Here is a 12079-nt window from a genome sequence, read left to right as displayed (position 1 = left end):
TAACCGAAAATCGTCTTCCTGAAAAGAAAAAAAACCGCGCCGAGAAGACAGATTCCAGCCCAGAGATAGTCCAAACCGGGTTTCTCCTTCATGTAGAAAACCGCGAACGGCAGAAAGACAAAAAGTGTTATGACTTCCTGGAGAATTTTTAGCTGTCCTATGTTCATCGCATGATGTCCGATTCTGTTGGCGGGGACTTGGATCATGTATTCGAAAAAAGCAATTCCCCAGCTCGCCAGCGAAGCGATTATCCAGGGTCTGTCCGAAAGGTTTTTAAGATGAGCGTACCACGCGAACGTCATGAAGACGTTGCTGCAGACAAGAAGAACTACGGTTAAAAAATATAGTTTCATGCCAGTTTCCTTTTAGCTCGAAAAATATAATAAAAAGCTCTTTTTGAAAAGGTGTTTTATCAGAGATGCGCTGTGAGAACTGTTTTGGTAAAATTCATAATAACCGAAAAAGGAACACCTGATGAGAGTGACAAATAGGCGTTATCTCCCTCAAAAAGTAGTGAAGTTTTTCAAGGAAAAAAAGTTCCATGAAAGCATTAAAGGAACGATTATTTTCCTCGACATCACAGGGTTCACTCGTGTAACAGAGGAACTAACGGGAAACGGCAGAGAAGGAGCTGAAATTCTCTCCCAAATCATCAACGCGGTTTTCACACCCGCCATTGATATAGTGGAAAGACGCCATGGACAAGTAATCGTCTTCGCCGGGGACGCATTTTACGCTATTTTCGAGGCTAAAAGAGGTCTAAAAAGGTGTTCATCGAGAGCTCTTTCAGCCGCGTATGAAATAACAGAAGAGTTCAATCGTATAAACCCGGTCAAAACGAAATTCGGCAAATTCGTCTTTTCACCCAAAACAGCTCTGTCCATGGGTATAGCCGAGCTTAATATAGTCAAATGCGGAAAAAGACATACCTATTATTTTTCGGGAAAACCTTTTTACGAGACCGCGGACCTTTTGAAAAGGTGCATGGGATACGAAATCAAAGTCTCCCCTGATGTAAAAACCGATTTACCTGATAGAGGAAATTTTACCTTCAGGCATCTTTCAAAAAAAGCTTTCTCGGCAGAATCAAGAGCAAAGCCCTTAATAAAGCCCTGGGAAAGGGATTATTTCAAAACTCAGAAAGTTTTTATCCCTTCAAACATTTTGGAAAAAAGAGAAATGGGAGAATTCAGGGAAGTCTCGGTCTGCTTCACTTCCTTCGAGGGGGTGGAAAATTTTTCCCGAAAAGTCGCTTATGCGGAGAAAATTGCCGTTAAATACGGCGGTTTTCTCAACAAAGCCGTTGTAGGGGACAAAGGTTCTGTCGTCATGGCGGTTTTTGGTGCTCCCACCGCTGTAGAAAAGCCGGCGGAGATGGCATTCAGATACTCCAAAGACATTAATACAAAGGACAGTGACGCTTCGGCTACAGGCATTGCAAGAGGAACAGTTTACGCCGGGTTGATCGGTTCATACTTAGCCTGCGAGTACACCGTCATGGGCAGATGCGTAAACCTTTCGGCGAGACTCGCCCAAAAAGCGGAAAAAGGACAGATTCTTGTCGACAAAGACTTTTTGTCGACGCTCAGGGGAAGGTTGATCGTCAAATCCCTGGGAAAACAGAGTTTAAAGGGAATAAAAGATAAGGTGGAAATTTTTCTCGCCCAAAGTTTAAAAGATAAGCGGGATGACCGAACGAGGGCATTCGACACGATAGGCAGAGAAAATGAAAAGAAAATACTGCTGGACGCGCTTGAGAAAGTTTTGACGTACAAGATGAATGGCGGGGCGGTTTTTATTGACGGAGAGCCTGGAACGGGGAAAAGTCAACTTCTGTCGGATGTTTTATGCGAAAAGCATGTGGAAAACAATTTTGTAACGGTAAATCTGCCTTTTGAATCCGCTGAACGCGAAAGCCTTTTTCCCTTCGTCGAATTTCTAAGGAATTATGTTTCCAAAAATATCGGGGATCTGGAAAAGGTCATACAGGAACTGTTCCTTAAATTGAAGGACAGAACGTTGAAAAAAGAGCTGTTACTGGGAAAAGCGTATTTAATCCATTACATTGCGACTGAAAATGAGAGCCTCGAATTTTCCGGTTTAAAACCGGAACAGATAATCGAAAATTTTTCATACGCCTTCAAAGCTTTTATCAAAGCGCTTTCCCTAATAAAACCGATAGTTCTCGTCGTCGACGACTTTCACTGCGCGGACAAGGATTCTGTCGAATTGATAAAAATCTTGTCGAGAAACGTGGAAAATTATCCGTTTGTCTTCTTTTTTACTAGCAGGTTGAAAGACGACGGAAAACCTTTTGAGACAGAAATACAGTTTTGTGACATCAGGAGGTTGAAGCTTGAAAATTTCAAGCTCGATCTCACTGAGAGAATGCTGAAGATAAAGCTCCAGAGGAAAAGCATACCCGTAGAAACCGTTGAATACTTCCACGCAAAAACTGGAGGTAACCCTTTCTTCCTGGAGCAGTTCTGCCTGTATTTTCTGGAAAATAAGTTGCTGGATGAAAATATGAACGTCATCGGACAGACAGAGGAAATACCCGCGGATATAAATTCGGTGATAACGGCGAGGTTCGACAGGCTCGCCGAAGACTTCAAAGAGACGGTCAGAAACGCTTCGGTGCTCGGAAAAGAATTCGCAGTCGAAGTTTTGACAGAAATGCTCGGCAAAAAGAGGATAAACAAAGATCTCAGATCAGGGGAAAACGAGCTTATATGGATAAAACTTGAAAAAATCAGATACATGTTCAAACACGTCCTCATAAGAGATTCTGTTTACCACATGATGCTCAAAGGAAAACTGAGAAAACTGCACTCTTTCGCGGCTCAGATAATAGAGCGGATATATTCCAAGGATTTGACCTGCCATTACAGAGAACTATTATCCCATTGGGAAAAAGCCGAAAACTCGGAAAAAATCGTCAAGACTGGTAAAACAGCCTTTGATTACGCCAGAAAAATGGGTTTGAAAGAGGATTCACTCCATTACGCCCGGACGCTGGACGGTTATTTGTCGGGTGTTGAAAAAACGGAAAACAGAATAAAATGGATTAGACTGCTTTCAAAGATACCGGAATACAAAAAATCACTTGAACTGGCCAAAAAAACCCTTGAACATGTGAAACCCTTCAGCGAGCAGTATTGCGCGCTGATAAACATCATATTCGATGTATATCTGGAGACTGGAGACATCGGGGAAATAAAAAAAACGCATGAGATTTTAAAAAAAATTATTCGATACACTGAAAACCCTGTCACCCTCATAGAGACCCTTGAAAGTATAGCCATGTACCACCATTATCTGAATTTAGAAGAGGAGGGATACCCCTGGGCGAAAAAAGCACTCGAAGAGGCGCGTAAGTTGTGCGAAATCTCTCAAACAAATGAAAATTTGAATTTGCTTGCGAAGAGCTACAGCAGAAACGCAGTATTTTTCGGGAGGCAGTTGGGTTTTGAAAAGGTTTTTGATTATCTGGAAAAGGCTGTCGAGCTAGCCGAAAAGATAGGCAGCGAATCTGCGAAGGGTATACTCTACGGAAATCTCGGTTTATCCTACATGGAAATAAAACTGGATTTAGACAAAGCGCTTTTTTATTACCACAAAGCACTGAAGATTCACGAAAAGTTGCAGGAAAGGCAAGGGCTTCTTATAACGCTTAACAACATTGCGCTAATATTGATGAGCAGAAAAAAACTGGACGAAGCACTTGGTATGCTCGAGAAGGCTTATGAAATGGCCGTTGAAATAGGCGATATAGTAATGCAGATATTTTGTTTGATAAATTTATGCGACATCAAGAGGAGAAAAGGCATGTATGAACAAGCTCTTGAATACATAGAAAAAGCCGCCGGCATGGCAAAGCTGTCCGGAAAGGATCATATTCTGGGTCAGACCCTCGATATAAAATTCTACCTGAAAATTTTGACAAAAAAATTCGACGAAGCGGTGGAAATCAACAACGAACTATATGAGTTGTCGAAAAAGATTAAAAACGATTTTATGATGTTCAAACACGAGCTGAACCACGCTCTGTACCTTTCAGAGACGGAAGAAAAGGAAAAGGCGGCGGCATATCTTTATGAAATGATCGGTAAATATCGCGATGATGATCTGACAGCCGAGATTCACTACGCAATCTGGAAGGTCAAAGGAGATCAAACTGCCAAATCAAGAGCGGCGGCTTATTATAAAAAGGTCATTGAAGGGGATTCGAAAGAGTTCAAACAGCTAAGCTATCTTGAAAAATACGAAGAGCTGGTTTCTTGAAATTCTACCGTAGTTTCCAGATTCGACCTCTGAGGAAAATATCAGAGAATAAAACAGTCAGGAGTATAAGAAAAACAATTGAAGAAAAACTGCCCGAACGGATGTTGCCGACAAAAGAGAAATTTTGTGGAAATCTGGAGAAAAATTGGCAAAAAGGTTTGAAAAAAGTTGTGTAGTTTAAAAATAAAAGTGCGTATAGAGACGATAAAGCCAAAACCAGTAAAGCGGACAAAGAATAGAAGAAAATTCTGATTCTTCTTGAAAACGCTTTTTTGGATTCAATTGCCAAGATGCATTTTTGGGTGAACTCAAGAGGGAGTTTATCCTTTTTGTCCGTCAGGAGTAGACTCTGAAAGAGAAGTTCGTATTCTTTCACTAACCTTCTGCATTCTTCGCATTGGTCGAGATGTTCTTTTATAGGCAGATCTTTTCCGCCATTTTCCAAAAATGTTTGGATTGAAATCTCGTCAAGATGCTTCATTTACCTTCTCCTTGTATTTCAATAACATATTTTTCAATATTTTTCGAGCCCTAAAGAGGTGGTTTTTAACTGTTCCCATGGGCATGGAAAGACAAGAAGATATTTCTTCGTATGAAAAATTCTCCAAATGGTAGAGGTAGACCATCTCTCTTTTGACAGGGTCGAGTTTATCCAGACACCTTTCGAGTATCTGAGAATCTCCGAGGTCATTTTTCATGAAAGGTTTGTCGTTTTCAATGTCTAAAAGAAAGTCTTCATTGCCGGAAGATTTTTGGGATAGAACGCTGAAATTTGTCGTCTTTTTTCTTTTTTTTATGAAGTTGCAGGCATGGTTATAAGAAATTTTTGCTATCCATGTAGAGAGTTTGCACTTGTGGTCGAAACTGCCGAGACCGCCGTGTATCTTTATGAATATGTCCTGGCAGGCGTCTTCGAGGTCGTCCCGATCGTCTATGAGTTTTCCCGCTACGTGAAAAACGAGTTTTTTGTAGGAGTCTATGAAAGAAGCGAGAGCATCCTGGTCTCCGGATATTATTTTCCGGACAATTTCCTTTTCATTTGTTTCTCCCATGCTTTGATTATATCAGACAAAAAAAAATCAGAATTGTTGCAATTATTTTTTTGGGAGTCATGAGAACTTGGCGTAAAATTTTGCAACATTTAGGCGATTTTGTCTGTCTATTTGGTTAAAAGGAGGCTTAAATGGAAGATTTTTTACCGATGTCCGCATTTTTCCTGACTGTTTACGGCATAGTGAAACTCGGTACGGATTATCAGATAAAAAAGAGGCTCATAGAAAAAGGAGAAAGCAACTTCGACCTCAACAATTTGTCGAAAAATGGTCCTCAGAACGTGGTTTTGATGTGGGCGATGATTCTCATATCTCTCGCCGCGGCTTTGCTGCTGGGGTTTTTGTTTCCTGCCGAGACCAGAGGGACGGCTGTCACTGCAATGATGCTCGGCATGAGCGGGTTCAGCATGATTTTATATTTCACGGTAGCAAAGATACTCTCAAGAAAGAAAAAATGACCTCCCACCTGCTGCTTGACCGGGGGATAAAAACCCCGGTTTTTTTTTGCATATCTGGTAAAATTTCTCTGCAGTGAAAGAAGGGATAAGAAAATTCGAGAATTCGGTGAGTGTGGTCTCCCTGAAAAAAGGGGACTACGAAATCTTGATAGACAAAATAGAAGACATGAAAAAACTCAGCTCGGTCGAATGCCACCTCGTCCTGTATCCTTTCTCGAGAGAAATTTCTTCAAAGGATTTTGTTTTTTCTCCCTATGAAGAATACGTCAACGACATACTCGCAAAGCAGAGATCGGCGTATGGAGAGATAACAGAGAGGTTCGGCAACTTTTTCGGCCTTATTCTCGGCTTGTTGATAGTACTGTTCTTCGCTCTTTTCAAGCCCGAAGACCTTCTTTCAATAGAATCCCTTGTCTCGGTAATAGGTTCATACTTAATCGGGAAAGAAATTTGGGACGATATTGAGAACATCATCATCAACCTGACGAAAAAATCGAAAATAAGGATGGTTGAAAACTATTACAGGTTTCAACTTGAAAAACATTCGACCCTAACTCTTTATTCTGTGTGGGCAAAAAAAAGAAGGTACGGCAGGGAGACTCTAATACCCGACAAAATGGACTTTATCCACCACAGCAATTCACAGACATTAAGGCTGTTTTTTGAAAAAAGCGAAATAAAAAAGATACCAGGATCATCCGCTCTGATTGTAAACATTACTTTGGACGAAGAAAAAGTGGAAAAATTTATTTTTGATGAGTCGCTTTTGGGCGTGAAACTGAGCCTGAATAAAAAGTTCCTGTTTTTTAAAAGGAGTTTCGAACTTTTCCAGTCCCTCGAAGGCGGGAAAAAGGGATGCCTGGATGAAAAAGGGGTATGGCATGAAAACTCTCTTTTTCAGAGGAAGACCTTTTCTTTTTGGAAAATAAAAGGTTTCATAAGTAAAAGAATCGTTGAAAATTTTTCTCTTGTCAAAACCCGGTAGGACGAACTCTTCAGTCGAAGTAAACCGAGGCCCTGCCTTGCCTTCCGTCCATCAGCACTTTTAAATGGTCTTCGAATTCAATGTGAGCTGTGTAGTTTTTTTCTTCAACTTTCCTGCCTTTTTCGAGAAATTGCCAGTCTATGAAGTCTTTTTCACTTCTAAAAGGGATAGTCAGGTAACCTATGTTCAGGCTGGTGATGTTGTGGAAAAAATGCGACCCGAGAGAAGGGTCTATCTGAAAACCCTCCATACCGTATTCTACTATCGTTTTGGCGGCGGATATCTGATTCCACTTGACCGGTATGCCGAGCAGTCTGTCGCTCGTTCCCCATCTGCCGGGACCTACGAGCAGGTAATGTTTTTTGGATGTTTTCAGTTTCTGGTTGAAACATTCGATTTCTTCGGCGATTTTCGGAGTTGACATTTTATCGAACCTTTCGGGAATCACGCAGATCATGTCCCTTATTCCCTCTACCTTGCCGTTGCCGAGAGACTGATTGGTCAAAATGAAAATTTCCTTCCCTTCGATTTCTGAAAAATTAATGTCTCCCTCGCCGGAGCTTCTTATGAAAGGCTTTAGCTGGAGAATGTAAAACACGGGTCTTTTTCCGAGTTCTACTGCGAATTCGATTTCCACGGGGGTCCCCAGCGCCGTATTGAATACATTCAGAAGTTTTTGGAGTATATCAGCGAGTGGAAAGGATCCGTACTTTATTATGTTTGCGAAATTGATCACCCTTGGACCCTCTGTACCCAGGTGGCTGGAAAACCTGTTATTCTGCCAATCCCATACCGATGCTATGTCTTTCAGTCGACCGTCCATTTCAGCTCTGTCGAGGTTCGATTTGACGAGTGTGATTTCCTCTCCCTGAGAGAGGTCGATTTCATTTTTATTCATGTCGAGAGCCCAGAAGTAGGTCTGAGAATTTTTCAACAGATCTTCAGGTGTGTAGAAATCAATTTTCGGATGATTTGGACAAAACCTGAAAGCTCTGTCTCCATCAACCACGTATGTTCCAAGTCCAAGAGCCAAAACAGCTATGCCTTCTTCGGGTTTGATGTAGGAAATCGGGTAGTAGTTGTATGATTGGGCGACCCCCGAAAAGGAGGGATAAAAACTTCCGTTCACGCTATTTCCAATGAGTTTTTGGACTACGACCGCCATTTTCTCCTCTTCTATGCTGTAGCCAATGGATTCAAAATAGGTCTTGGCTACTTGCGAATACACAGAGGCGTACACGAGTTTGACGGCGTCTGTGAACTGCTTGAACCTCTTTTCAAAGTTGTAGTTTGAATTGGGTATTATGTAGGTCTCATAGATGCCTGAGAAAGGATGCGATATCGAATCTTCAAATACGGCGGTGGATCTGACGGCGAGGGGTTGAACCACTTTCTGCAAGAGGATTCTCGCTTTCTTTTCCAGGTCGGCAGGCAGGGAGCAGGACAGAAATTTCTGTTTTATTTTCTGATGGTCGCGCTCTCTTATGGCGAATTCAAGAAGTCCGTTATCTTCGATGAACCTGTCGAATGAATCGGTGCCAATGACGTAAGTTTTGGGAATTTTAATACTCGCCCCTGGGACCGAATTCTCAAGGGCGCTGTTTTGCAGAAGGGAGTTTATAAAAGCTATGCCTCTTGCTTTACCTCCCAAAGATCCCGCGCAAAGCCTTAAGATACTGTCTCCCTCGGTGAGGTATTTGTCGTCGAAATTGATTATTTTTCCCTTCGCTCTTTTGTATTCGACGAGTTTAGTCAGGTTGCTGAGGTGAAATTTTATCTCTTTTGAGCTCTCAAAATTCTCTACTGGGAGTTTTTTGAGGCTCTCTGCAATTTTGAATTCTCCTCTTGCAGAAAACCAGGTTGCGAAATCATTTCTCTCGAAGTGATACAAAACCGATTCTTCTGGTATTTTTTCTATCTTTTCCTCGAATTCTTCGAGGTTGTTAGCGATTTCTATAATTTCGCCGTTTTCGTTTTTAAACAAAAAAGGACCGAAACCGAGAGTGTTTTGAATGAAATCCCTGACCTGAGAAGAGAGTATTTCCGAGTTCTTGTCTATGAAACCTACCTGAAAATTTTGGGCTTTTGTCTTTGCCCCGGGATCGGAGGATTGCAAGAGGGTTATCAAACCAGGGTCTGACGTTTTTAATTTCTCGATGAGTTCAATACCTGACCTTTCGGAAATTTCCCCATTTTTTGGGAAAGCCATGTCGGTGATAAGGCACATGACGTATGGTTTGTACTTTTCGTAAATCTGAAGGGCTTGTTCAAATGTTGAGGCGAGGAGTATTTTAGGACGGGTTTTGTACCTCGTGATCTTTCTTTTTTCGTCGAACTTTTCCTCTTTGATAAGGTGGTGAGTCTGTTTAATTATCTCTCTGTACAAAAGAGGCAGATACCTTGAGTAGTATACCGGTGAATCTTCGACGAGCAGTATGACTCTGACAGAAGCAAGCGAAGTATCAGTGTCGACGTTTTTTGAGTCTTCGACAAATTTGCTCATGGCGAGGAAAATTTTAGCGTCCCCGTTCCAGATAAAAACTTTGTCTATAGCGTTTGGTTTTCCTTTCCACTGCTCAAAGATTTTGATGTCTGAATTGTCGTTTAGCAAAAGGAATATCGGAAGGTCGGGGTTTGTTTCCCTTATTGAGACGCTTGCTTCGTAGGGTTGAAAGTCGTCTATTCTCATTGTCAGTATGACGAGGTCGAACATTTTCTCTCTGAGGGCAGAAAGAGCCCTGTCCTTTGAATAGACGGAAGTTATCCTCGGCGCGTCCGCGAGGCTTATCTTGAAATATTCTTCGAAGAGCATGTCGCTCAGAAGACCCTCCTCTTCTATTATAAAAGAGTCGTATAAGGTCGCGACTACGAGTATCTCTCTTGTTTTGAAGGGGGAAAGCTCTCTGTTTATGTCAGAGGTTATCCTTAGATTTTCTTCGTATTGTTCAATTTCGTTTTTTTTCATCTAGTTATTTATCGTCGTTTTTTAAAAACGCGATTGCGTATGAAGAGTCTCCGTCCATGACTATTTCAGCCTTCATCCCCGGGGATTCGGCTTCAAGGTCTATGACTTTCACCACACTTTCAAAAAGTTTCTTTTTATCCTTAGGGATTTTGGCGAGAGAAGAAAGGGTGTTTTTTGAGTGTGAGAAAAATTCATTGTTGAAGACGCTGTCTTCATCGTCCGGGTAAAGGGGGAGGTACTTAATCTGCGATTCTACGAGGTCTTGGAAAAAATGGGTGCCGAAAGAGAGTTCCGGCATGTAGCCTTTTTTCTGTTTGGCTATCTCAATGAGCATAGCCGTGTTGTTTATGTCGCTGTATGTCACTCTGACTCCGAGTTTTATGTCCCCTCTGCTCCCCCATCTTCCGGGTCCTGCAAGTATGAAACTTTTTTTCGGAAGGTCAGAGTTGAGATCCGATATTATTTTTCCGACTGTGATCAGGTCGTTGAGTTCTTCGAGAGAATCGTACGCCGACGGATCAACCAAAACTATGTACCGGATGTCTTTGACCAGGCCGTTTGTGACGTATCTTTTCGCCGTGAAAAGTATCTTTTCCGCCTGTATATCGCGGGGCATCGAAACAGATATTGTCTCTCTTGAATGACTTTGTGGTCTGCACTGGAGCAGGTAAAAATTCTCGTTTACCGCGTTGTAGGCGAATTCAATGTCAACGGGGTACCCCAGCGATTTTTTCAAGACGTCGAGCATGGTCTTTATGTAGTTGATGAATTTACCCTTCTTGATGAGGTTGGAGAATGTTATGACAGGTTCACCTTTCGAAAAGTCTATCATCGTCCCTACCGCCTGGTGGAGCTGGTTTTCGGAAAACAATGAAATAATGTCGGTGAGTCCGGGAAGAGAATAACCGATCTCCTCTATCATTTTCTTAAGAGGAAGGGATTCGAATTTTCTGGTCTGGAGGTTTATGACGTCCACGCACTTTTGCGAGTAATGAAGCGTCTCTTCGGGAGTGGAATTCACTTTTAGCCCTGGCTGGCCGGGGCAGAGAAGCAGCGGATAATCATCACCTATCCTGTCGACAGCCCTTGTACCGAGACCAGCGACAAGCCTTATTATGCCGTCTTCTTTTTTTATCCTCGGCGACCATCTGAATTCGTTGTCGGTGAAGGCGACTCCGGCGAAAGCTGGAAGGTAGTATTTGCCAACTTTTGTCCCTACAACTTCCTGAATCATAAGAGCCATTTCTTCGTTGAAATCCAGGAGTCCGTTTTCTCTCCTGTATTCAAGAACGTCCGGGCTGAATACGCTTGCGTAAACTTCTTCTATGGCGTCTATCAGAGCTTCAAGCCGTTCTTTTTTTGTACCCTGGTTTGAAACGAAAAGGCTTTTATATTTACCCGCGAATGCGGCTTCAGGGCTGTCTTCGAGCAAACTTGATGATCGGACTATTATCGGAGAATCGCCGAAGTCATCGAGAGCGACGCTAAGCATGGATATGAACTCAAGAGGCATTATCGAGTTTTTGAAGATTTGTTCTATATAGGGGTATTCTCTTCTTATTTCGACGGGTGCGTGGTACTTGATCCTTTGAAATTCTTCCAGAGCGTTGGAATGCAGAAATTCGAAAATTCCGTCGGAAGTGACAAACCATGTTTTTGGCGTTTTTATTTCTGAAAGTACAGGTAACTCAGCAGATTTGCTTTTTAGTATCTGTTTCGCCCGTATCATTCCAGCGGCTTTACCGCCGAGTTTTCCGTTTCCTTTTGATGGGCCTATGGTCTTGTTCAGGATGTCTATGAAATCGTCAAGTGTTATGTGGTCTTTTAGAGTGTTTATGTATGAAAGGTTGTTGCTCAAAAATCTTCTTATCAGGGCGACTCTGACTCCAAGCCTGTCTTCCTGCGTCAGTGCGTCTTTTAAGTGGGGCTGGTTGGAAAACGTGTAAAGCGCTTTGTGAATCTCGTCAAAGGCGACGTCTCTTTTTTCTGCTGACTTCATGAGAAAATGGACGTTTTCGTTCTTTATCCACATCCTAATGACTTCGGTGATTTCCTGCTCGCCCAACTCGTCTTCTGCTATGTTGAACACCTCGCCTATGAGTTTTTCGAGAGTCTGAGTGTTTATCCTCGGGTGGGGCTGATTATCGTCAAGGCTTTCCTCAAAATCGAACATGGTCACGGATTTGTCTATGTTGAGAACTATGTTTTCTATCTTTGTTATGTTTTTTTTGAAAAGGTAATTCATCATTCTTCTTCCGAGTCTTTTGTAGAGCGCGGGATTCGCTTCTTCGAGAAGATCAATAATTATTCGCCATTCCGGTTTTTTTGGTGACAT

Annotated in this window: 8 protein-coding genes; 3 read left to right on the top strand and 5 right to left on the bottom strand. The window is 42.2% G+C overall.

Translation table 11 applies throughout. The features are described 5' to 3' along the window. Positions 1–353: DMT family protein (locus JXA84_00545; protein MBN1149693.1), on the bottom strand; the 353-nt coding region annotated here is incomplete at its 3' end. A gap of 121 nt (positions 354–474) precedes the next feature. On the opposite strand from JXA84_00545, the gene JXA84_00540 reads away from it, so the two are divergent. Beyond that, on the top strand, positions 475–4284 hold the full coding sequence (locus tag JXA84_00540) for an AAA family ATPase (protein ID MBN1149692.1): 3810 nt from the start codon (positions 475–477) through the stop codon (positions 4282–4284). Between the two features lie 4 nt (positions 4285–4288). Here JXA84_00540 and JXA84_00535 read toward each other — a convergent pair whose 3' ends face one another. Together JXA84_00535 and JXA84_00530 are read right to left on the bottom strand one after the other, a co-directional pair. Then, positions 4289–4765: a hypothetical protein gene (locus JXA84_00535; protein ID MBN1149691.1), complete on the bottom strand. Its 477-nt coding sequence runs from the start codon at positions 4763–4765 to the stop codon at positions 4289–4291. Further along, positions 4752–5336 (bottom strand): RNA polymerase sigma factor, encoded by a 585-nt coding sequence (locus JXA84_00530; protein ID MBN1149690.1) that lies wholly within the window; start codon positions 5334–5336, stop codon positions 4752–4754. The genes JXA84_00535 and JXA84_00530 overlap by 14 nt, the downstream gene beginning before the upstream one ends. A gap of 131 nt (positions 5337–5467) precedes the next feature. On the opposite strand from JXA84_00530, the gene JXA84_00525 reads away from it, so the two are divergent. Both JXA84_00525 and JXA84_00520 read left to right on the top strand, forming a co-directional pair. After that, positions 5468–5794, top strand: a complete 327-nt coding sequence (locus tag JXA84_00525; protein MBN1149689.1) for a hypothetical protein — start codon at positions 5468–5470, stop codon at positions 5792–5794. 73 nt (positions 5795–5867) lie between these two features. Further along, positions 5868–6779, top strand: coding sequence for a hypothetical protein (locus JXA84_00520; GenBank protein MBN1149688.1), 912 nt, complete (start codon positions 5868–5870; stop codon positions 6777–6779). 10 nt (positions 6780–6789) lie between these two features. On the opposite strand, the gene JXA84_00515 is transcribed toward JXA84_00520, so the two are convergent. Together JXA84_00515 and JXA84_00510 are read right to left on the bottom strand one after the other, a co-directional pair. Next, positions 6790–9744, bottom strand: coding sequence for a pyruvate, phosphate dikinase (locus JXA84_00515; GenBank protein MBN1149687.1), 2955 nt, complete (start codon positions 9742–9744; stop codon positions 6790–6792). Between the two features lie 4 nt (positions 9745–9748). Further along, the coding region (locus tag JXA84_00510; protein ID MBN1149686.1) for a PEP/pyruvate-binding domain-containing protein at positions 9749–12079 on the bottom strand (2331 nt) is incomplete at its 5' end.

The sequence above is a fragment of the candidate division WOR-3 bacterium genome (assembly GCA_016926475.1).
In the GTDB taxonomy this organism is placed as follows: Bacteria; SDB-A; SDB-A; order SDB-A; family SDB-A; genus JAFGIG01.
Note: the sequence above shows the minus strand (reverse complement) of the source record. Positions and strands in the feature narration are given on the sequence as shown.

Excerpts from the sequence above, each read along its gene's own strand:
- JXA84_00525 (MBN1149689.1), top strand. The coding sequence starts at position 5,468 with ATGGAAGATTTTTTACCGATGTCCGCATTTTTCCTGACTGTTTACGGC.
- JXA84_00535 (MBN1149691.1), bottom strand. The coding sequence starts at position 4,765 with ATGAAGCATCTTGACGAGATTTCAATCCAAACATTTTTGGAAAATGGC.
- JXA84_00530 (MBN1149690.1), bottom strand. The coding sequence starts at position 5,336 with ATGGGAGAAACAAATGAAAAGGAAATTGTCCGGAAAATAATATCCGGA.
- JXA84_00540 (MBN1149692.1), top strand. The coding sequence starts at position 475 with ATGAGAGTGACAAATAGGCGTTATCTCCCTCAAAAAGTAGTGAAGTTT.
- JXA84_00515 (MBN1149687.1), bottom strand. The coding sequence starts at position 9,744 with ATGAAAAAAAACGAAATTGAACAATACGAAGAAAATCTAAGGATAACC.